The sequence below is a fragment of the Propylenella binzhouense genome (assembly GCF_009866965.1).
GTDB lineage: Bacteria > Pseudomonadota > Alphaproteobacteria > Rhizobiales > Afifellaceae > Propylenella > Propylenella binzhouense.
The window spans coordinates 1-20,282 of the sequence record NZ_SPKJ01000052.1; the positions used below are offsets into that span (position 1 = coordinate 1).

19 protein-coding genes are annotated in these 20,282 nt (G+C 70.2%); 4 read left to right on the forward strand and 15 right to left on the reverse strand.

Annotation, left to right across the window (positions count from 1 at the left end; genetic code table 11):
* Positions 1-240 precede the first annotated feature (240 nt).
* The 3 genes from E4O86_RS14305 to E4O86_RS14315 form a co-directional block, all read right to left on the reverse strand.
* The gene (locus tag E4O86_RS14305) at positions 241-1,419 is read right to left on the reverse strand and encodes a lytic murein transglycosylase (RefSeq protein ID WP_161141230.1); all 1,179 of its coding nucleotides are present in this window, start codon (positions 1,417-1,419) and stop codon (positions 241-243) included.
* 120 nt (positions 1,420-1,539) lie between these two features.
* The gene (locus E4O86_RS14310; RefSeq protein WP_161141231.1) at positions 1,540-2,742 is read right to left on the reverse strand and encodes a type 1 periplasmic-binding domain-containing protein; all 1,203 of its coding nucleotides are present in this window, start codon (positions 2,740-2,742) and stop codon (positions 1,540-1,542) included.
* A complete protein-coding gene (locus tag E4O86_RS14315; RefSeq protein ID WP_161141232.1) occupies positions 2,717-3,757 on the reverse strand; it encodes a PQQ-dependent catabolism-associated beta-propeller protein in 1,041 nt (346 codons plus the stop codon). The genes E4O86_RS14310 and E4O86_RS14315 overlap by 26 nt, the downstream gene beginning before the upstream one ends.
* 128 nt (positions 3,758-3,885) lie before the next feature.
* Between E4O86_RS14315 and E4O86_RS14320 the strand changes: the two genes are divergently transcribed.
* Together E4O86_RS14320 and E4O86_RS14325 are read left to right on the forward strand one after the other, a co-directional pair.
* Positions 3,886-5,598: a pyrroloquinoline quinone-dependent dehydrogenase gene (locus E4O86_RS14320; protein WP_246206404.1), complete on the forward strand. Its 1,713-nt coding sequence runs from the start codon at positions 3,886-3,888 to the stop codon at positions 5,596-5,598.
* 73 nt (positions 5,599-5,671) lie between these two features.
* Positions 5,672-6,271: a c-type cytochrome gene (locus E4O86_RS14325; RefSeq protein WP_161141233.1), complete on the forward strand. Its 600-nt coding sequence runs from the start codon at positions 5,672-5,674 to the stop codon at positions 6,269-6,271.
* On the opposite strand, the gene E4O86_RS14330 is transcribed toward E4O86_RS14325, so the two are convergent.
* Entirely contained in the window at positions 6,272-7,216 is a 945-nt protein-coding gene (locus E4O86_RS14330) for an ankyrin repeat domain-containing protein (RefSeq protein ID WP_161141234.1), read from the reverse strand.
* A 279-nt stretch (positions 7,217-7,495) separates the two neighbouring features.
* On the opposite strand from E4O86_RS14330, the gene E4O86_RS14335 reads away from it, so the two are divergent.
* Positions 7,496-8,443: an acyl-CoA desaturase gene (locus tag E4O86_RS14335; RefSeq protein ID WP_161141235.1), complete on the forward strand. Its 948-nt coding sequence runs from the start codon at positions 7,496-7,498 to the stop codon at positions 8,441-8,443.
* 46 nt (positions 8,444-8,489) lie between these two features.
* On the opposite strand, the gene E4O86_RS14340 is transcribed toward E4O86_RS14335, so the two are convergent.
* The 5 genes from E4O86_RS14340 to E4O86_RS14360 all read right to left on the reverse strand — a co-directional run bounded on the left by E4O86_RS14340 (position 8,490) and on the right by E4O86_RS14360 (position 14,038).
* Positions 8,490-9,827 carry a tetratricopeptide repeat protein gene (locus tag E4O86_RS14340; RefSeq protein ID WP_161141236.1) on the reverse strand — a complete coding sequence of 446 codons (1,338 nt, stop codon included), beginning with the start codon at positions 9,825-9,827 and terminating at the stop codon, positions 8,490-8,492.
* Positions 9,828-9,963: 136 nt separating this feature from the next.
* Positions 9,964-10,965 (reverse strand): transglycosylase SLT domain-containing protein, encoded by a 1,002-nt coding sequence (locus E4O86_RS14345; protein ID WP_161141237.1) that lies wholly within the window; start codon positions 10,963-10,965, stop codon positions 9,964-9,966.
* Positions 10,962-12,392, reverse strand: coding sequence for a CHAD domain-containing protein (locus E4O86_RS14350; protein ID WP_161141238.1), 1,431 nt, complete (start codon positions 12,390-12,392; stop codon positions 10,962-10,964). Before E4O86_RS14350 ends, E4O86_RS14345 begins: the two co-directional genes overlap by 4 nt.
* Before the next feature lie 17 nt (positions 12,393-12,409).
* Positions 12,410-12,721: a polyhydroxyalkanoic acid system family protein gene (locus tag E4O86_RS14355; RefSeq protein WP_161141239.1), complete on the reverse strand. Its 312-nt coding sequence runs from the start codon at positions 12,719-12,721 to the stop codon at positions 12,410-12,412.
* 81 nt (positions 12,722-12,802) lie between these two features.
* Positions 12,803-14,038, reverse strand: coding sequence for an OpgC family protein (locus E4O86_RS14360; protein WP_343039167.1), 1,236 nt, complete (start codon positions 14,036-14,038; stop codon positions 12,803-12,805).
* A 236-nt stretch (positions 14,039-14,274) separates the two neighbouring features.
* Between E4O86_RS14360 and E4O86_RS14365 the strand changes: the two genes are divergently transcribed.
* Positions 14,275-14,832 (forward strand): tail protein X, encoded by a 558-nt coding sequence (locus E4O86_RS14365; protein WP_161141240.1) that lies wholly within the window; start codon positions 14,275-14,277, stop codon positions 14,830-14,832.
* Positions 14,833-14,855: 23 nt separating this feature from the next.
* Here E4O86_RS14365 and E4O86_RS14370 read toward each other — a convergent pair whose 3' ends face one another.
* From E4O86_RS14370 to E4O86_RS14395, 6 genes are all read right to left on the reverse strand, one after another.
* On the reverse strand, positions 14,856-15,836 hold the full coding sequence (locus E4O86_RS14370; RefSeq protein WP_161141241.1) for an RluA family pseudouridine synthase: 981 nt from the start codon (positions 15,834-15,836) through the stop codon (positions 14,856-14,858).
* Positions 15,837-15,838: 2 nt separating this feature from the next.
* Positions 15,839-16,219, reverse strand: coding sequence for a fluoride efflux transporter CrcB (crcB, locus tag E4O86_RS14375; RefSeq protein ID WP_161141242.1), 381 nt, complete (start codon positions 16,217-16,219; stop codon positions 15,839-15,841).
* A 73-nt stretch (positions 16,220-16,292) separates the two neighbouring features.
* On the reverse strand, positions 16,293-16,826 hold the full coding sequence (locus E4O86_RS14380) for a chromate transporter (protein ID WP_161141243.1): 534 nt from the start codon (positions 16,824-16,826) through the stop codon (positions 16,293-16,295).
* Positions 16,823-17,398, reverse strand: coding sequence for a chromate transporter (locus tag E4O86_RS14385; protein WP_161141244.1), 576 nt, complete (start codon positions 17,396-17,398; stop codon positions 16,823-16,825). The genes E4O86_RS14380 and E4O86_RS14385 overlap by 4 nt, the downstream gene beginning before the upstream one ends.
* A gap of 75 nt (positions 17,399-17,473) precedes the next feature.
* Positions 17,474-18,784 (reverse strand): replication-associated recombination protein A, encoded by a 1,311-nt coding sequence (locus tag E4O86_RS14390; protein WP_161141245.1) that lies wholly within the window; start codon positions 18,782-18,784, stop codon positions 17,474-17,476.
* Entirely contained in the window at positions 18,781-20,190 is a 1,410-nt protein-coding gene (locus E4O86_RS14395; protein ID WP_161141246.1) for a DegQ family serine endoprotease, read from the reverse strand. The genes E4O86_RS14390 and E4O86_RS14395 overlap by 4 nt, the downstream gene beginning before the upstream one ends.
* Between the last annotated feature and the right edge of the window lie 92 nt (positions 20,191-20,282).

Consider the following 20,282-nt stretch of genomic DNA (forward strand, 5'->3'; position numbering starts at 1 on the left):
CGGCGTGTCCGGCCGGGTTGCGGCAGGCGGCGCGTCGGCCTGCGCGAGCCGCATCCCGGCGCCCGGCGCCGCATCCGCGGCCGCGCCGTTCGCGTTCCACGCCGCGAAGAGAAGCGCCGCGGAGGCGGTGCTCACCAGGATTCGCTTCATCGTCTTCGTTCCGCTCGCTCGATCGGTGGTGAATCAATTCGGCCGCGGCGGTTCTGTTCCGGCAAAGCATCCGGCACGCGCGCCGTCCGGTCAGCGGCCGCCGAGCGCGCGGAAGATCTTCATCCCGGGGCGTCCCGACGGCTTCATCCCCACCCGCCGCTCCGCGTCCTCGATCGCCGCGCGGGTGAGCGGGCCGACCTTCCCGTCCGGCTCGCCGATATCGTAGCCGGCGCGGATCAGGAGCTTCTGGAGTTCCAGGCGCTCGGCGCGCGAGAGCGGCGGGTCGTCGGTCGGCCAGGGCGTGCGGAAGGCGGGATACCCGGCCATCCGGTCCGCCAGATGCGAGATCGCGAGGGCGTAGGATTCGGCCTGGTTGTAGGCATAGATCGCGTCGAAGTTCCGGAACACGAGGAAGCCGGGCCCGCGCGGGCCGGCCGGCAGCAGGAGCCCGGCCTCCGCGCCGCCTGCGAGCGCCGCCCCGTCCGCGCGCACCACGCCGCGCTGCGACCAGGTCGAAAGCGAGGCCTTCCGGGTCCGGCCTTTCGGCCCGCTATAGCCGTGCGGGACCTTCACTTCGATCATCCAGGATTCGCCGGGCTTCCAGCCGGCGCGGCGGAGATAGTTGGCGGTCGAGGCGAGCGCGTCGGCGACCGAGTTCACGAGGTCGCGCCGGCCGTCGCCGTCGAAATCGACCGCGAGCCGCTGGTAGGTCGACGGGATGAACTGCGTCTGCCCGAAGGCGCCCGCCCACGAGCCGTAGAGCTGGTCGAGCGAAAGGTCGCCGCGATCGACCAGCTTCAGGGCGGCGATGAGCTCGCCACGCCAGAACGCGGTGCGGCGGCCGCCCTGGCAGGCGAGGTTCGCGAGCGCATGCGGCAGGAAGTTGTCGCCGGCATCCTGGCCGAAATTCGATTCCACGCCCCAGACCGCGGCGATCACGTAGCGGTCGACCCCGAAGCGCGCCTCAGCCGCGCGCAGCACCCGGTCGTAGCGGCGCATCATCGCGATGCCCTGCTCGATCCGCTCCTCGTCCACGAGGAAGCCGAGATAGTCCCAGATCGGCGTCTTGAACTCGGGTTGCGAGCGCGACAGCCGGATGATCTTCTCGTCGGCGCGCGCGCCGTCGAGCGCACGGGCGGCGACCGCGCGGCCGACCCCGGCCTTGACCGCCGCCTGCTTGAGGCCGCCGACGCAGGCGGAGAAGGATTCCGCCGCGGCCGGCATGGCCGACAGAAGCGGCAGCAGGGCAACGAATAGGGCCGTGCGCATCAGCCTGGCTCCTCCCGGTCTCTCGAATCGGCAGTGTAACCGGCCCGGCGCCCGGAACGGAATCCCCGCGCTTCCGATCGGGCGTCGACGGTTCCCGCATCGCCCTCGCCGGCCGGGCCCTCAGTCGAGCTTGCAGCGGGTCTCCGGCGCGTCCGCGCCGAGCGTGTCGAGCACGTTCGTCCTGTGGAGGAAGCCTTCGAGCGGCGGGATCGCGATCACGGCATTGTGCGTGTGCAGCACGATCGGCTGCCGGAGCTGGTGGTCCCAGGGCCGGAAGGAGCCGACCAGCCCCTTGTAGAGGTCGACGCCGAAATCGGGCGACAGCATGAATGCGCGCAGCGTCGCGACATCCGTGCTCCGCGTCCGCAGCACCGCCTCCACAGCGCTGCGGACCGCCGCCCAGGCCGCGAAGTCCGTTGCCGTCATGGCGCGCTCGGCGGTGCGGTCGAAGCGCTGGTTGAGCTGGGGCGCGCCGAAGCGCTCGAGCGTCCAGTGCCAGGCGTCCGGCACCAGCCCCTCCGTGCCGACGACCGGCCGCGGCCGGTAGGTCGAGAACGGGACGTAGCGTCCGAACTCCCCGATCGTGTCGGCGAGGAAGACGACGTCGTAGCGCGCGTCGCCGGTCATCAGCGCCACGTTGTTCTGGTCGCGGTTGCGCGGATCGTTGCCGAGCACGAACGGGCGCTCGTCGGCGATCTCCAGCCCGAACTTCGCCGCCGACCGCGCGAACGCGGCGCTCAGCGCCTTGTCGGCCTCCTCCGCGCCGGCAAGCACGAGCACGTCGCGCCAGCCGCGCGCCTGCAGGAACTGCGCGAGCGCGTCGGTCAGCATCGCCTCGCTCGGGATCGTGTGGAAGACGAGCGCGGAGCAGGCCTCGCCGCGAAGCTCGTCCGCGCCGTGCCGGATGTTGAAGAGGACGAGCGGGTCCGGCTCGCCCGCGAGGTCGGCCTCCGCCTTCTTCAGGTCCTCGAGGGGAAGGTCGAGCAGGAAGAGGCTCGCGCCCGCCTCGTGGTGCGCCTTGCGGATGGCGTCGGCCGCACTCTCCTCCGGGGGCACCTCCGTCTGCCGCAGCTCGAAGGCCACGCCGGCCGCGCGGCCGAGCACCCTGCTCTCCTTCAGCGCCGTCTCCGCGCCGTCGATCGGGCGGTGGCGGTCCCGCAGCACCAGCCCGGTATAGGCGCGGTGCGGCTCGTAGGCCGGGTCGTCCCGGCGGTAGAGATAGTCGAAGGCGAGCGTCGGCTTGGGCTGCGCCTCGGCGAGGCTCGCCGCCGCGAGCAGCGCGACGGCGACGGCCGCCCTAGTGATCGTCGATGAGAATGCCATAGGGCACCATCCCGACCGCGACCGACTTCAGCGGCTTGAGGCTCTCCGTGTCGACGATGGTGACGTCGTCCGAGAGGCCGTTGGCGACGTAGAGCTTCTTCTCGTCGCCGCTCAGCGCGAGCCCCCAGGCGCGCTTGCCGGCCAGCACGTAGTCGAGCACCTTGCGCGACGGCACGTCGACGACGGCGACGTGGTTCGCGCGGCCGAGCGCCACATAGGCGCGCTTGCCGTCCCTGGTGATGAGGACGTCGACCGGCGTCACCTGCTCCTTGCGCATGCCGGTCGGCAGGAAGGCTATGTCGCCGACCACCGCGAGCGTCGCCGTGTCGATGATGTCGACGATGCCCGCCACCTCCGCGGAGACCCAGAGCTCCTTGCCGTCCGGGGTCAGCGCGAAGCGCCGCGGCCGCTGGTCGACGAGGATGTCCTTCACCACCTCGCCCTTGTCGAGGTCGATCACGTGGACGAGGTTCGACGCCTCCGAGCTCACGAAGGCGCGGTGCCCGTCCGGCGTGACGAGCACCCCTTCCGGCTCCTCGCCGACATCGAAGCTCGCGATCAGGTCGCCGGATTCGACCTCGTAGATGCTCGCCTCGGCGTCCTCCTCGTTGGAGACGACGAGCCGCCTGCCGTCGGGCGTGAGGTCGAAGGTCTCGGGCTCCTCGACGTCCCTGATCCGGCGCACGAGCTCCAGGCTCCCGACGTCGTAGATCGCGATCTGCGAATCGTCCGCGCAGGCCACGTAGAACTCGGTCCGGTCCGCGCTGAACTTCATGCCGCGCGGGCGCGAGCAGGTCGCGACCGTCTTGACCACCGCGTCCGAGGCGTCGAGGACGGTGAGGTCGTTCGACTTCTCGTTGCTGACGATGATCTTCCCGCTGTTCTTGGCGTCAGCGGGCGCGGCGCAGATCACGGCCGCCACTGCGAAGAAAATGGCGAGGCGGCGGACCGGCCTGTATACAGTTCCCGCCCCTCCCCTCCGGTAAAAGCGGTGAAAGTACCCGACGGCTGCCATCCTATCCTCCCGAAGTCGCAGTCAGAACGGCGTTCCGGCCGATTGTCACCGTCCGCGGACGTGATAGCATCTCTGCTGCTGCCAGATCAAACCGGTAGCGGAAAATCAAGAATGAGGGAGGAAGGACAATGGCGTCCGCAAAAGCCGCGAGGCGGCTGGCCGGCATGCTCGTCGGTGCGTTCGGCACGCTCGTCGCGGGAGCGCTCTCCGCGCAGGAGGTCCAGCACGCGACGGTCTACGGCGACATGAGCGCCGTCACGCAGGACATGCTGAACCGGAGCGCCGGCGACGGGAACAACTTCCTGCACACGAACGGCAATTACGAGCAGACGCGGTACTACCCGAACCGCCAGATCAACGTCGACAACGTCAAGCATCTCCGCCCCGCCTGGATCTTCCAGACCGAGGTGATGGAGACGATGGAGACCACGCCGATCGTCGTGAACGGCATCATGTACGTGACGACGGCGTTCAACCACGTCTATGCGCTCGATGCCCGCACCGGCGAGGAGATCTGGCACTACAAGCACAAGATGGGCCCGATCACGACCTATTGCTGCGGCCCGAACAATCGCGGCGTCGCGGCCCTTGGCGACATGGTCTACATGGGCACGCTCGACGCCCAGCTCGTCGCGCTCGACGCCAAGACAGGCAAGGTCCGCTGGCAGAAGGAGATCGCCGATCCCTCGCTCGGCTACAGCGAGACGATGGCGCCGACGGTGGTCGACGGCATGATCCTGATCGGCACCAATGGCGGCGAATACGGCATCCGCGGCTTCGTGAAGGCGTTCGACGCCAAGACCGGCGACGAGAAGTGGAACTTCAACACGATCCCGGAGGATTCCGTCGGCGTATGGGCGACGCACGACGCCACCGGCCGCGACATGCACCGCGACATCGACGCCGAGAAGGCCGCGCTCGAGAAGAACGGCGATCCGTTCGAGACGCTCGGCGGCGGCGTCTGGCAGAACCCGGCCGTGGACCTGGAGACCCGGCGCATCTATTTCGTGGTCGGCAATCCCTCGCCCGACCTCGACGGCTCGCTCCGTCCCGGCGACAACCTCTACACGGACTCGCTCGTCTCGCTGAACCTCGATACCGGCGAATATGTCTGCCACTTCCAGTACATCGCCCACGACGTCTGGGATCTCGACGCGGTCAGCCCGCCGATCATCACCCGCGTGAAGACGGAGTCCGGCGAGACCGTGAAGGGCATCCTCCACGGCGGCAAGACCGGCCACGTCTACGTGCACAAGGCGGACGATTGCAGCCTGATCCGCTATTCCGAGGCGATGGTGCCGCAGGAGAACATGTGGGTGCTGCCGACGGCGGAGGGCGCCCGCATGCTGCCCGGCGCCAATGGCGGCGTGGAATGGTCGCCGATGGCGATCGATTCCGATCTCGCCCTCGCCTACGCGATCAACCTGCACCAGCCGATGACCTACCACGTCGAGAGCACGCCCTATCCGGAAGGCAAGCTCTGGCTCGGCGGCGCGTTCAAGGTGATCCCGAGCGAAGAGCAGTGGGGCAACGTGACCGCGATCGACTACAACACCGGCAAGATCCGCTGGCAGGTGAAGACCGCGCAGCCGATGATCGGCGGCGTGCTCGCGACCGCCGGCGGGCTCGTCTTCACCGGCGAGGGGAACGGCCAGTTCAAGGCCTACGACGCCGAGACCGGGTCGGTGCTGTGGAAGTTCCAGGCCGGCGCCGGCGTCAACGCGCCGCCGGCCTCCTACACGGTCGACGGCAGGCAGTATGTCGTGGTCGCGGCGGGCGGCAACACGCAGCTCGACTACAAGCGCGGCAACAGCGTCATCGCCTTCACCCTCGCGGATTGAACCGCGGCGACGCGATCACGCGACCGGCGGAGCGCTTCGGCGCTTCGCCTTTCTTTTCGGTGCGGAGTGGAACATGAGGAAGAGAGCGGGCTTGCCCAAGGCGGCCGCCGCTGCAGCGATCCTTTCGGCGCTTCCCCTGTCGGGAGCCGTTGCCCAGGACCGGCAGCCTCCGCCGGAGATTGCGGAAAAGCTCGCGCTCTGCGTCACCTGCCACGGGGAGAACGGGGTCCCGGTCGTCGACAAGGCGCCGGTCCTCTTCGGCCAGGAAATGTTCTACCTGCTCGTGCAGCTCCGCGACTATCGCGCCGGCCGGCGGGCGAACGAGACCATGTCGCCGATCGCCAAGGAGCTTTCCGACGCCGAGATGAAGGGGCTCGCGACCTATTTCTCCGAGCAGAAATGGCCGCGCATCGAGGCCACGGCCGAAGTGGGCGACGCCGCGAAGGCCGAGCGGCTGGCGGTCGAGGGCCAGTGCTCGCAGTGCCATCTCTCCGGTTTCGTCGGCAATAGCCGCGTCCCGCGCGTATCGAACCAGAAGCCGGACTACCTCGGGCAGACGATGTCCGACTTCAGGGACGACCGGCGGAAGAACGCCCCGGCGATGGCGGCGATCGTGAAGGGCTGGTCCGACGACGACATCGCCGCCATGGCGCGCTATCTCGCGACGCTCTGATCAGCGCGGCGGCGCTGCCCGCGCGAGCACGGCCCGGACGCTTTCCGCACTCGCGAGGTCGCGCGCGCTCAGCCCCTTCTTGTCGCGGCGCACGGGATCGGCGCCGTGCTCGGCGAGCCAGGCCACGATCTGCGGGTGCCCGCGCTCGGCCGCGATCATCAGCGCGGAGCGGCCGCGGTCGTCCACGGGATCGACGGCAACGCCCGCTTCGAGGAGCAGCTTCACCGTCGCGAGGCCCTCGGCCTCCGGGACGTCGTTCGGATGGCCGGCCGCCCACATCAGCGCGGTGAGGTCGTGGCCATAGGTCCGGTTCGGATCGGCGCCGGCCGCGATGAGTTCCTTCACGATCGCGGATGCCCCCTTGGCCGCGGCATAGATGAGCGGGCTCTTGCCGGTCCCGTCGGCCTCGTTCGGATCGGCGCCGCTCGCGAGCAGCATCCGCACGATCCGTGAATTGCCGTTATAGGCGGCCGCGCCGAGCGGGGTGATGCCGCTCCGGGCGACGAGTTCCACCGAGGCGCCGCGGGCCAGGAGCAGTTCCACGGTGCCGCGATGATTGCCGCTGACGGCGCGGAGGAGCGCGGTCGAGCCGTTCAGGTTGCGATGGTCGATCTCGGCGCCGCGATCGAGCAGAAGCCGCACGATGCCGGTCCGGCCGCCCGCCGCCGCATGGATCAGCGGCGAATTGGCGAAGCGGTCGCGCGACTCGATCGCGGCCCCCCGCTCCAGAAGCGTCTCGACCAGGGAAACGCAGCCCTTCTCCGCGGCTTCGTCGAGCAGAAGATTGCGCGTGCGGTCGTTCTGCCCGCCCTCGCCTTCGGTCAGGCGCGCCGTCATCTCCGCGCAGACGATCGGGTTGGCGTCACGCCCGTAATCGCCGGTCTGCCCCCGGGCAGGCCCGGCCGATGCCAGTGCGGCAAGAAAGCACACCATCGCGCGGTTCACGGCGGTTCCTCCTGTTTTCCGACAGGCTATTCCGCTTCGAACCCTCGGAAAACCGGGAAGTGAGAGCCATCATCGCGCCGCCGGTGCGGCTCCCCGGCCGCCGTTAACCAAGATTACAATTTTAATCATGGTTAACAGGCAGTTGACGCCACTTCGGATTGACCACATCTGTCGTTTACTTTTCATTAAGCATTCGGGAGTGCGGCGCCCGGCCGGGGCCAATCGGTCGGGGCGCTCCGAGCGCACTTCCTGCTGGTCCGGGTCACGGGGGTGTGCGGCATGTCGATTGCAGTTGGAGATTTCGAGGGCCGGTCGGTACCGTCGGCCTCCCCCGCCCCGGGGGTGATCGTGGGCGGTCCCGAGGTCCTGCGGAAGCGGATCGAATACGGGACCATCCTCGTGAGCCTGCTCCTCGGATCCCTGGTCGGCGTCTACTGGCTCACGCAGAACAGCCTCACCTGGATCGAGGTCACCGCCTTTCTGATCGGGTACTGCGTGATCAATGTCGGCGTCGGCATGGCGCTCCACCGCTACTTCACGCACAAGGCGTTCGAGACGAATGCGGTTGTCCGCTTCATCCTCGGCATGTTCGGGGCCTTCGCGGTGCAGGGCTCGATCATCGACTGGGTGGCGGATCACCGGCGCCACCACGCGCATACCGACGATTGCGGCGATACCCACAGCCCCCATGTCGACGAGCATTGCCATGACACGTCGACCTGGCGCGGCCTGCTCCACGCCCATTTCACGTGGCTGTTCGACGACACCACGACCGATCTCAACGTCTACGGCAAGGACCTGACGCAGGACCGGATGCTGGTGTTCTTCCACCGGACGCGCTGGCTCTGGGCGATCCTCTCGGTCGTCGTGCTGCCGGGCCTCTTCGGCTACGCCTTCGGCGGCGTCGAGCACATGTGGGGCGCGATCTGGGTCGGCGGGTTCCTGCGGACCTTCATCTTCCTGAACTTCGTGCTCGCGGTGAACTCGATCGGCCACACCTTCGGATCGGAGCGCTTCGAGCAGGACAATCACAGCAAGAACAATCTGGTTCTTGCGCTCCTCACCTTCGGCGACGGCTGGCACAACAACCATCACCGCTTCCCGCGCAACGCCTTCGCCGGGCTCGCCTGGTGGGAAATCGACGTCAACGGCTACCTGATCGTGGCGCTCGAGAAGCTCGGCCTCGCCTGGAAGGTCGTCCGCGTCCCGAAGGCGCAACTGCCCTAGCTCGCAGGGGACCGGTCCCGCAGCCCTGCCGGCGGGACCCGCGGGCTCAGCCCTTTTGATCCGGCGGCGGCGCGAGGCGCCCCCGCTTCTGTTCCGGCCCCGGAGCCGCTTCCTTCCCGGCCCCGGAATTTAATGCCGCCAGCCCGCGCCTGGCGGGCCGGAGGTCCGGGCTGAGAGCGAGGCAGAAGCGGTAGGTCTCCTCCGCCTCCTCGGTCCGCCCCAGTTTCGCCAGCGCATCGGCCAGGCAGAGATTCGCCTGGATTGAACGGGGCTCGGCGGCAAGCGCCGCCCGGGCGTGCCCTTCCGCTCCGATGGCATTGCCGGACGCAAGGTCGAGGCGTGCAGCGAGCAGGCGCCCTTCCAGGGAGGCAGGTTCGGCGCTGAGCGCGGCTTCGACAAGGCGGCGCGCGGCGTCGAGCTCGCGCCGGCGCAGATGATGGGCGGCGAGGACGAGCTGGAGCTTCGGATCGCCCGACACCGCGAGACGGCGCCCGAGATCGCGGGCGGCGTGCCCGGCCCCGCTTGTGCCTTCGTCGAAGCGGAGCGCCGCGGTCCAGTAGACGGACGAGTCCGGGGCAAGGGCGCGAAGGTCGTCGAGGAGGATCCGCGCGTCGTCGAGCGCGCCGTCCGAGAGCGCGTCGTTGAACAGGCCGGCGAGCCGCCCGGCATGCATCTCCGACCTGAAGAAATCCGCCTCGCTTTGTGTCGCATCGAACGTCTCGACCGCAGCCGGGCCTGCGGGCGGATCGGATCTGTAGGCTTCCGCGAGCGCCGGCGCGTGGCGGGACGCGAATGCCCGGGCTTCCGGGTTCTCGCTCCGCGTCAGTTGCAGGCCGGCGAGCGGCGCGACCCTGGCATTGCCGGTTCCCCATTCGATCGCGTCATAGAGCGCCGGGGCCGCGCGCCAGAGATCCTGCTCCATCCGGTGGAGCGTGCGCGGAAAGCGGGCCGCCTCCTCCGGAAGGCTCCACCCCAAGCGCTCCAGCATGGTCGCGGCTGCGGCAGGGTCGGCGACGAAATCCTCGAACCGGAGCACCGCATCGAACGGACCCGGCTCGGCATAGAGCGCATCGGCGCGCTCGAACTTCTCCTCCATCGTGCCGTCGTGGTGCCGGAAGCGCTTGCGGCGGAGGCTCGCATAATTGTCCTCGGGCCGGCGCACGACCAGGATCGTGCGGTCCGGCCGGAACCGCTCCTGGTGGCGGGCCAGGGGAAACGCGGTGGTGACGGTCGCCTTCACGCATGCGTCGGCCGGGCCGTCGATGCGCGGCGCGCAGTACATCGTCCAGAGGTCGGGGATGACGAGCGATCCCGGGCGCTGTCCCGCGAACAGCGTGAAGAGCGTCGCGCCCGAATTCTGCAGGCCGTAGACGAGGAGCCTCATCCGACGTTTCGGGCCTGCATGCGTCCCGGCATCGCCGGACGCGGATGCCCTGCGCTGGCCATGCCTTCGCGCGCCGACTGGAAATCTTGCATCGGGCCCCGCCCCCTCCAGCTGCGATACATTTGGCGGTCCCGCCTCACGAACCCAGCACGACGCAGCTGCCGCCCGCCTGTCGCAGCCGGCGGCACAGCGCGTCGGCCTCCTCGCGGGTCGGCGACGGCACCCTGAGCCGGTAGAACGGCCGCGGCCCGAAGGCGCGCAGGATGATCCGCTTGATCATCATCGGCTTGCCGCCGAGAACGCCCGGAAAGCGCTGCTGCATCGCCCGAAAGCGCTTGACGGCGTCGTCGCGCGAATAGCTCTTCGCGACCTCCACGCCCCAGGGCTGCTCCACGGTGCTCGGCGGAGCCTCGGCCGGGTCCTGCGGCGGCAGCGCGACGAGGCGGATCAGGTCCCGGCAGTTCGGCACGCGCGCAAGGGCGTCCTCGTCCCGGACCGGCGCGCCCGCGTTCGCGCTCCAGTCCTGCGCCGAGCGGCCGGTGACGAGACGGACATATTGCAGCGTCTCGCTCGGCAGGCGGGCGCGGCCGCCGAGCCAGGAGGAGACGCGCTGGGCACCGGCATTGTAGGCGGCGGCGGCGAGCCCGAGATTGCCGAAGCGTGCCCGCAGCTCGCTCAGCAAAGCGGCGGAGGCCGGCAAGGCCGCGGCGGGATCGAACGGGTCGGCGAGCGCGCGCTCGGCCGCGGTGCCCGGCATGAACTGCGCGATCCCCTGGGCTCCCTTGCGGCTGACCGCGCGCGGGTCGAAGCGGCTTTCCTGGTAGATCAGGCGGGTGAAGAACCCGACCGGCAGTTCGTGGCTTGCGGCGGCGGTGGCGAGGAGGCCGCAGATCTGGTCCGCCCCCATCAGCTCCGGCGGCGGAGAGGCGAGCACGATCCGCGCCAGTCTCGACGTCTCGGCATCGAGCGGGACCAGCGGGAGCGGGCGCATCTCGCCGCGGCGCAGCTCAGGGAAGGAAACCGCGCCCTCCGAGAACGCCTTCGCCGGAACCGGCGGCAGCAGGGCGAGCGCCAGGATCAGCCCGCCCGGAGCCATGCGACCGGGGGCGCGGAAGCCGGGCTCCGCGCGCGGCCTCATTCCGCGGCGTCCTCCAGCGGCTGTGCGGCGCCCTCGGGCCGCGGCGCGGCATCCGCGTCCCGAACGGCTCCCGTCGCCTCGCACCAGCCCTCCGCCACCAGGCGGCGCATGTCCTTCGGCCGCTCGCCGAAGAGCTCGTCGCCGAGTTCCGCCGCACGCGCCCTCAACGTGCTCTGGCGCTCCGCCACCACGTCCTTCAGCCGGCGGATCTCGTCCTTCTGGACGTCGTCGCGGCAGCTCCGGAGCACCTCCCTGAGCACGGCCAGATCGTGGTCGCTTCCGAGCGCGTCGGCGAGATGCTTCGCCTTCTTCCGCCGCTTCGCCGCGAGCGGCACCCCGGCCTCCACCAGGCGCAGATGCATCCAGTGATATTTCGCCTGCTTGCGCCATTCGTGCCAGGTCTCGGCATCGGGCTCTGAGGCGGCCCGTCGGCAGGCCCGCCGTGCCGCGCGGTAGGATTGCGCGAAGCCCTCGGCGAGCGGCTTCGCCCCGCCCGGCCAGTCGAGTCCGGCGATGACGGCCTCGCCGGCGTCGAGCTCGGCGAGCGTCTGCCGGAAGTGCTCGCCGGCCGCGCCCTCCGCGATCGCCGCGTCGCGGCGCTCGACGAGACGCTTCCTGACCATCGGGAAGCGCGCGGCCGCCGCCTCGCCGCCGCCGGCGAGATCGTCGAGCACGGCGATCAGCACCGCGGCGTCGCGCGAGCCGGAGAGCCTGCGGCCGGCATCCCGCCAGCGCCTCTCCTCGGCCCGGCCCGCCTCGCCGAGCGTCGGCCGCGCCAGCCGCAGCAGGCCGCGCAGCTTCTTGAAGCGCTGCCGGACGTCGTGAACGGCGAGGTCCGTATCCGCCTCGCCGGAAAGCGCGGTGCGCGCCCGCGCGATCTCCTCGCCCGCCACGCGCGTGAACTCGTCTCCGAGAGGCACCTTCGGATCGAACGCATAACCCATCGCCGCTTCCTCGTTCCGTCGCCACGCGCGGAACGGCCGCCGGGCCAAATACGCGCTGTAATAGCGCATGTCGCCGGTGACCTCGCGCCCCAGCCACGGCGGGATCTCGACCCTCGCATCTTCGCTGCCGAGCTCGATCTCCGCAAGGACGAGGCCGGCATTCGGGCCGGAGAAGACGTCCACCTCCCAGACGCCGTCGCCGTGGCGGACCGGGAAGCGGACCTTCTCGACGGTGCCGCCTGCGGCAAGCCGCATCATCGCCTCGGCGTCGGCGGCCGGCACGCGATACTCGAATTCCTCGCGGGTCATACCCCCGGCACGTGACTTGACGGTGACGAAGCCCGCCTCGCCGGCGATCCGCACGCGCACGCTCGCCTGCCCGGTCTCCGCCAGATAGGCCTGGCGGATCGCCACCCCGGGGCCGGCGGCGGCGCGCCAGGCCGGATCGGAAACGAGGAACTTGCGCTCGATCTCGAGGGCCACGCCGACCTCCCTCCCCGCTACTTCTTCTCCAGCAGCAGGGTCCCCTCCCGCGCGATCCGGCTGCGCAGCTTGTCCGCCACGGAGGCGAGCAGCCACGGCAGGTCCACCTCGATCCGCACGGAATCGTCGAGCACGTCGAGCCGGCCCGACACGGACTGGCCGAGACCGCTCATGCGGAACTGCAGCCGGTCGCCCTGCCACGCCTCCTCGACCGCCATCGCCTTCCCGGAGATCTGCTCGCGGATGCGCACGAAGCCGGTCTCGAGCCGCCGGTGCGCCTCGGCCCGTCCGAGATTGTGGGGGATGTTCACGACGACCGGCTTCGTCATTCTGCGCGCCTCCCTGGCAGCTCCGTCGGATGTGGGAGCGGCGGCCGCCGCTCGCAATCGCCCGGGAGGCGGACGGGCCCCCTATTGCGCCTGGTTGCGGACGAGCACGAGCCTGCCCTGGCGGACCTCCCGCAGGATCGCCGGCAGCGTCAGCAACATCAGGGCGGTCAGGGCGAAGGCGGTCTTCGCGATCTCGTCGAAGGGTCCGAAGCGCCAGTCGACCGCCTTGACCGCATACACGATCAGCACGTGCCAGGCATAGACCTGCAGCGAGTGCCGGCCGAGAAGGCGCAGGAACCCCCACGAGAAGAGCCCGTGCAGCGCCGATGCGAGACGCACCGCGCGGGCGTCCTGCGAGCGCGGGCCGGCGATCAGCATCCAGCCGAGCGCATAGGCGAGCGCGACGAAATTGACCAGGAACACCAGCCCGAATTCGGCGCGGTTCTCGAAGAGCTGGAAGCGCTTGGTCACGACCTCCGGGACCACGCCGAAGGTGAAGCAGAGCCGCCACACCAGGAAGAAGGCGAGGACTGCGAGCGCCAGCTTCAGCGCGCCGGTCCGCTCGGGATGGAAGACCTCGGTCCAGGCGATCCGGTTCTGCGCGGTGAGCACGCCGAGCACCATCCCGCCCATGAAGACCACCTGCCACGCGAGCACGTTGAAGGGCACGCGGAGCGAAAGGCCCTCATGCCAGGTCGCGAGGCCGGAATCGATCAGGTTCGCGAGCGGAATGTGGGCGCCCAGCTGCACGCAGAGCCAGAGCACCGCCGACATGATCGCCACCACGAGCCACTGGCCGCGGATGCAGAGCCATACGAGCGGCGGCGCGGCGAGCATGTAGACGACGTATTGCGGCAGGATGTCGAGGAAGGTCGGCTGGTAGAGGAAGGCTGCCGCCGCCGCCCGGTAGGCGGGATGGCGCCCGTCCACGCCCCCGAGCCAGGCGTCCCAGTAGACGCCGGCATAGGGCAGCACCTGCGCGAGGAGCACGATCGCCACGATGCAGCCGATCGCATAGGCGTAGAGCTCGGCGGCCCGCCGCCAGATCGCCGCCGCGCCGGCGCGGAAGCCGCCCCTCGCCATCTTCTTCGCGTAGATGAGGCCGATCAGGAGGCCGGACAGGAACACGAAGCCCTGCGCGTCCTGCACGAAGCCAAGCTCGGCGTGGTTGATCCGGACGAGCGCATAGCCGCCTTCGAAGGTGAGGTGGTTGAGGAGCATGAAGACGAGGAAGTAGCCCCTCAGCCCGTCGATCACTTCCACGCGCCGCATCTTGAAATCTCCGCTGCCGTCCGGGTCCGGCTGGTCGTCGAACACCGTCCCCCGCCCAAGGGTTCCAACAAAGAGGCTCGATGGCCCGCAGCGCGATCGCGAGCGCGATCGGGCGAATCCGTGCCGGATCCTGTGCCGGAAAGGCGGCAGCGGTCCGGCGCTGGCAAGGCGATTTTGGACGGGCGATCTTGGATGGATGCGGACCGGCCGTGGCGGCCGGGGAACCGGCGCGCATCCGCCGGGTTTCGGTGAGGCATTTCGCGATCGAAGGGAGATCGGCCATGATGTTCCGCAAAGGGGCCGCGGCCCTGCTCATCGCGCTCGCGATGGTCCCAAGCGAGGCCCCGGCGCAGCAGGCGGCGCAGCCCGCCGGCCAGGGATGCGGCGGCTGGGCGGAGGCGAAGCCGGGTGAAACGCTGGATGCGGTCGCCGCCCGCTGCGGCGGCGACAGGAAGGCCCTCGTCGAGCTCAATCCCCAGCTCGCGGATTCGGCGCAGGGTTCGCTCCGCGCCGGAGAGATCGTCTATCTGCCGGGCTCCGGCTTCTCGGTCCTTCCGCCGCAGGGCCCGGTCGGCCAGACGCTCACGCTCGGCGCCGAAGGGCTGCCGCCGAATTCCGAGATCCAGGTCCTCGCCGGCGAAAGCCCGGAGGGGATGAAGCCGATGACGCGTGCGGAGACCGACGATGCCGGCCGGCTGACGGCGCATGTGGACGTTCCGGAATGGGCGGAATACGGCAAGCCGCTCTATCTCGCGCTCGAAACCGCCGGCGTGCGCTTCGGCACCTCGGTCTTCCGGGTCGAGAGCCGGCAGCCGCGCCACGAGCCGGGCCCCGGCTGACCCGGCCGGACGATCGGAAAGGCCTAGAGCCGGCCCTCGGCCTCCTCGCCGCTCGCCTCCTCGAAACCGAGCACCGACCAGCTCTGGCGCATGTGCGGGGGCAGCGGCGCGGTGACGTCGAGCATGCCGCCCGCCGGATGCGGCATGACGATGCGCCGGGCGTGGAGATGGAGCCGGTTCTGGATGCCGCCCGGCAGCTGCCAGTTCTCGATGTTGAAGTATTTCGGGTCGCCCACGATCGGATGCCCGATATGGGCGGCATGTGCGCGCAGCTGATGCGTGCGGCCGGTGATCGGACGCATCACGAGCCAGGCGAGCTTCTGCCCGGCCTGGTCCGCGACGGCATATTCCGAGACCGCATGGTCGGTGCCTCGCTCGCCGTGCTTGGCGATTCGCATCCGGTCGCCGCCGGGCCCTTCCTCCTTCCGCAGGAAGGTGGAGATGCGGCCCTCCGCCGGCCGCGGCACGCCCGCGACGAGCGCCCAATAGACCTTGCGGGTGGCCCGTTCCTTGAACGCCTTGCCGAGAAAGGCGGCCGCCGTCCGCGTGCGCGCCACCACGAGCACGCCGGACGTGTCGCGGTCGAGGCGGTGAACAAGCTTCGGCCTGCGGCCGTGGCGGTCCGTGAAGGCTTCGAGCATCGCGTCGACATGGCGCGTCACGCCCGAGCCGCCCTGCACGGCCAAGCCCGCCGGCTTGTTGAAGACGATGACCTGGTCGTCCTCGTGGAGGATGGCCGCCGCGAGACGCTCGTCCGGCTTCTGCGCGCCGGCCGGGCGCGGCGGCCCGGCGTCGCCGATCGCAAGCGGGGGAACCCGGACCTGCTGCCCGGCCGCCAGCCGGGTGGATGTCTCCACGCGCTTGCCGTCGACGCGGACCTGGCCGGACCTGAGCAGCTTCTGCAGATGCCCGAAGCCGAGCCCCGGAAAGTGCGCCTTGAACCAGCGGTCGAGCCTGATGCCCGCCTCGTCGCGATCGACCGTTCTGATCTGGACCTCCGGCACGGCTAGGCGATCCAGCGGACGAAGCCGAGGCCGGCGGCGAGGCCGGCGATGGAAAGGATGACGGAGGCGAGGACATAGCCCGCGGCCGTCGCGACGGCGCCCCGCTCCCAAAGGAGCACGGCATCGAGCGAGAAGGAGGAGAAGGTCGTGAAGCCTCCGAGCACGCCCGTCGCGAGGAAGAGCCGGAGGTTCTGCCCGCCGCCCGGCGCCTTCAGCGCGAGCCAGCCGGCGAGCAGGCCCATCAGCAGCCCGCCGAGGACGTTGACCGTGAACGTGCCGGCCGGGAAGCCGGATCCCAACCACCGCAAGGCGGCCATGCCGACGAGGTGGCGCGCCGACGCGCCGATCGCCCCGCCGCACGCAACGAGAAGAACGTGAAGCATGGCGGGACCCCCTACCGGTCGCGGGCCGCGAGGACAAGCAGGGCGAGGCTTCCGTCGCGACGGCAGGACGGCCTCACAGCAGTCCCATCGCGCCGATCGCGCCGCCCGCGCCGAGCAGCAGGAGCGGATGGACCTTCGTGTAATAGACGAGGGCTGCCGTCGCGATCGTGATCAGGAAGGCGACGAGGGTCTCGTCCGCATGCCGGGCGAGCACGAAGGCGCTTGCGGAGAAGAGGCCGATCGCGACCGGAACCAGGCCGGACTGGGTGGCGATCCGCCACTTGGCCTCCCGGAACCGGTCCCATGTCGTCGCCACCAGAAAGGCCGCCACCGAGGTCGGGAGCGTCATGCAGGCGGTCGCGAGGACGGCGCCCGGAACGCCCGCGACCTGCCACCCGATCAGCGTCACGATCATCATGTTCGGCCCGGGCGATGCCTGCGCGATCGCGAAGAGATCGGTGAAGCGGGTCGAGGTCATCCAGCCGTAGACGTCCACCGAGAGCCGGTGCATCTCGGGTACCAGCGCATTCACGCCGCCGACCGCCAGCATCGACAGATAGCTGAAGGTGAAGGCGATCGTCCAAAGCTCCGAATCCTCCCGGCTCACCGCACCCTCCACCAGGCGAACGCGACGCTCACCGGGGCGATCGCCAGGAGCACGACGGGCAGCGAGGCACCGAGGACGGCGACGCCGAGGAAGGTGATGATCGCGAAGGCCAGCTGGAGGCGCGCATCGGCCCTGAAGAGCGGAACCGCCATCTTCGCGGCGGTCGCCAGGATGAGGCCGGCCGCCGCGGACGCGACGCCGCGCATCGCGTCGTGCACGGCGGCGATCTCGTTCCAGTAGCCGTAGATGCTCGCCAGCAGGATGACGATCAGCATCGGCGGGCCGAGAAGGCCGATCGCCGCGGCGGCCGCGCCGGGGAGCCCGTGGAAGCGCTGGCCGACGACGATCGAGAGGTTCACGATGTTCGGCCCTGGCAGAAACTGGCTCAGCGCGAGATCTTCGCTGAACTGCGAGGGCGTCATCCAGCGGCGCTGCTCGACCAGCATCCGGCGCGCCCATGGCAGCACGCCGCCGAAGCCGACGATCGCGATTCCGCCGAACCCGAGCGCGATCTGCATCAGGCTCGGCCGGTCGGACGAGCGCGAATCGAGGACGTCGCTGCGCGATGACATGAAGGCAGCATAAGCCAACCGCGGCGCGGCTCCAGAAGAGCGCCTGCCCCGGCCGCAAAAATTCCCGCGGGGGGCCTACTTCCGCTCTCGCCTCAGCCGGTCCCAGAGGCGCATGCGCTCGGCGAGTTCCCGCTCGAACCCCCGCTCGGTCGGCCGGTAGAACTCCTGCCGCGGAAGGCCCTCGGGAAAGTAGTCCTGGCCGGAGAACGCGTCCGGCGCGTCGTGATCGTAGACATAGCCGGCGCCGTAGCCCTCGTCGCGCATCAGCCCTGTCGGCGCGTTCAGGATGTGCTTCGGCGGCGGCAGCGACCCGGCCTCCTTTGCCGTCCGCGCGGCGGCCTTGTAGGCGAGATAGGCCGCGTTCGACTTCGGTGCCGCCGCAAGGTAGAGGCAGGCATTCGCGAGCGCGAGTTCCCCCTCCGGCGAGCCGAGCATGTGATAGGCGTCCCGGGCCGCGTTGCAGACCACCAGCGCCTGCGGGTCGGCGAGACCGACATCCTCGACCGCCATCCGGATCAGCCGCCGGGCGAGATACATCGGATCCTCGCCGGCATCGATCATCCGGCAGAGATAGTAGAGCGAGGCCTGCGGGTCGGATCCGCGCACGGATTTGTGCAGCGCCGAGATCAGATTGTAGTGCCCGTCGGCGGCCTTGTCGTAGATCGGGGCGCGGCGCTGAAGCACGGCGCCCAGCCGGGCGGCATCGAACCGCTCGCCCTCGCCCGCCGCGCGCCACACCTCCTCGGCGAGCGATATCACCGCGCGCCCGTCGCCGTCCGCCATCCGGACCAGCAATGCGCGGGCGTCGGGATCGAGCGGCAGTTCGCGCCCGACCTCCCGCTCGGCGCGGGAGAGGAGGAGGTCGAGCGCCTCGGGCCCGAGCGGCCGGAAGACGAGAACCGCCGCGCGCGAGAGGAGCGCGGCGTTGAGCTCGAAGGACGGGTTCTCGGTGGTCGCGCCGACGAGCGTGATCGTGCCGTCCTCCATCACCGGCAGGAAGGCGTCCTGCTGGGCCTTGTTGAAGCGGTGGATCTCGTCGACGAAGAGCAGCGTGCCCTGCCCGACCTGCCGCCGCCCCCGCGCCTGCTCGAACACCTTCTTCAGCTCTGCGACGCCGGAGAAGATCGCGGAGATCTGCTGGAACGCGAGGTCCGTCTCCGCGGCCAGCAGCCGGGCGACCGTGGTCTTGCCCGTCCCCGGCGGGCCCCAGAAGATGAGCGAGCCGACCCTCCCGGACCGCAGCATCCGGGTCAGCGTTCCGTCCGCGCCGACGAGTTGGTCCTGGCCCACCACCTCGGCGAGCCGGGTCGGGCGGAGCCGGTCGGCGAGCGGCTGCGGCGCCCGCTTGGAGAGGCCCGCCGCCTCGAACAGATCCGAGCCGCTCATCCTCCGATCATGAGGTTCGAGACATGGCCGTGGCGATCGACGCTGAGCCGCCAGATCCGGCTCGGAATCTCGCTGATCGCCTTGAGGTCCGCAGCGCGCGAGACGGCATTGCCCTGGGCCTGGACCACGACGTCGCCCGGCTCGAGGCCGAGCCGCGCGGCGGCCGAGCCGGGCTCCACCTCAACCACCGCGACGCCCTCGGTGCCCGGCAGGATTCTCAGCCGCTCCGCAAGCGCCGGCGAGAGATCCGCCACCTTCGCACCGGAAAGCGGCCCGCGCCCGCCGATCTCCACGGGCGGGCCGCTTTCGGGCGGCCGCGCCAGGTGCACCTTCACGGCCCGCTCTTCCCCGTCCCGGACGATTGTGAAGGTCACGTCGCTGTCGAGCTTCGTGATCGCCAGGCGGTATTCGAGCGCGCCCGCATTGGCGACTTCGCGGCCGTCGACGGCCGTCACGAGGTCGCCGACCTTGAGGCCGGCGCCGGCTGCGGGGGAGTCCTTCTCCACGCGCGTGACAAGGGCGCCGCGGGCGCGGTCGAGGTCGAGCGAGCGGGCGATGTCCGGCGTGACGGTCTGGTAGACGGCGCCGACCCAGGGCCGGACGACCTCCTTGCCGCCGGCGAGCGCCTGCGCGACGACCGTCTTGACCATGTTCGAGGGGATCGCGAAGCCGATGCCGAGCGAGCCGCCGGAGCGCGAGAAGATCGCCGTGTTGATGCCCACGACCCGGCCCTTCATGTCGACCAGCGCCCCGCCCGAATTGCCCGGATTGATGGCGGCGTCGGTCTGGATGAAGAAGGACATGTCGCTGATGCCGATCTCCGTCCGCGCGACGGCGGAGACGATGCCGCTCGTCACCGTCTGGCCGACGCCGAACGGATTGCCGATCGCGAGCACCAGGTCGCCGACCTCGAGCGCGTCGGAATCGGCGAAGGCGAGCACCGGGAAGCTGTCGCCCGCCCCCTCGGCGCGCAGCACCGCGAGGTCGGTCCGCTCGTCGCTGAGCAGGATCTCGGCGGGGAATTCGCGGCCGTCGGCGGAGGACACCTTCACCTCCGTCGCATTGTCGATGACGTGGTGGTTCGTCACGATCAGCCCGTCCGGACCGACGACGACGCCCGAGCCGAGCGCCTGCCGGGAGCGCTCGCGGCCGCGGCCGAACGGATCGTTCGAGCCGAAGAAGCGCTCGAAGAACGGATCGCCTTCGAACGGCGAGCGGATCTGCACGCGCTCGGTCGCGTAGACGTTGACGACCGCCGGCGCGACCCGCTTCACGACGGGGGCGAAGGAGAGCTCGATCTGCTGCCGGTCCGCCGGGACCCGTTCGCCCTGCGCGTGCGCCGCCGCAGCCGCGCAGAGGGCCGCCGCGACGGCGGCGGCTCGGACCAGATGCCACCCGGACTTCATGCCAACCGGACCTCGTTCAGAAAAAGGGGATTGCGCTTCGCGGCGGCGCGTCCTGCCGCCGCGGATCGACCTCGTTCAGCCGCAATGCGGCA

Coding starts and splice junctions, on each gene's coding strand:
- E4O86_RS14305 (WP_161141230.1), bottom strand. CDS start 1,419: ATGCGCACGGCCCTATTCGTTGCCCTGCTGCCGCTTCTGTCGGCCATG.
- E4O86_RS14310 (WP_161141231.1), bottom strand. CDS start 2,742: ATGGCATTCTCATCGACGATCACTAGGGCGGCCGTCGCCGTCGCGCTG.
- E4O86_RS14315 (WP_161141232.1), bottom strand. CDS start 3,757: ATGGCAGCCGTCGGGTACTTTCACCGCTTTTACCGGAGGGGAGGGGCG.
- E4O86_RS14320 (WP_246206404.1), top strand. CDS start 3,886: ATGGCGTCCGCAAAAGCCGCGAGGCGGCTGGCCGGCATGCTCGTCGGT.
- E4O86_RS14325 (WP_161141233.1), top strand. CDS start 5,672: ATGAGGAAGAGAGCGGGCTTGCCCAAGGCGGCCGCCGCTGCAGCGATC.
- E4O86_RS14335 (WP_161141235.1), top strand. CDS start 7,496: ATGTCGATTGCAGTTGGAGATTTCGAGGGCCGGTCGGTACCGTCGGCC.
- E4O86_RS14340 (WP_161141236.1), bottom strand. CDS start 9,827: ATGAGGCTCCTCGTCTACGGCCTGCAGAATTCGGGCGCGACGCTCTTC.
- E4O86_RS14345 (WP_161141237.1), bottom strand. CDS start 10,965: ATGAGGCCGCGCGCGGAGCCCGGCTTCCGCGCCCCCGGTCGCATGGCT.
- E4O86_RS14355 (WP_161141239.1), bottom strand. CDS start 12,721: ATGACGAAGCCGGTCGTCGTGAACATCCCCCACAATCTCGGACGGGCC.
- E4O86_RS14365 (WP_161141240.1), top strand. CDS start 14,275: ATGATGTTCCGCAAAGGGGCCGCGGCCCTGCTCATCGCGCTCGCGATG.
- crcB (WP_161141242.1), bottom strand. CDS start 16,219: ATGCTTCACGTTCTTCTCGTTGCGTGCGGCGGGGCGATCGGCGCGTCG.
- E4O86_RS14385 (WP_161141244.1), bottom strand. CDS start 17,398: ATGTCATCGCGCAGCGACGTCCTCGATTCGCGCTCGTCCGACCGGCCG.
- E4O86_RS14390 (WP_161141245.1), bottom strand. CDS start 18,784: ATGAGCGGCTCGGATCTGTTCGAGGCGGCGGGCCTCTCCAAGCGGGCG.
- E4O86_RS14395 (WP_161141246.1), bottom strand. CDS start 20,190: ATGAAGTCCGGGTGGCATCTGGTCCGAGCCGCCGCCGTCGCGGCGGCC.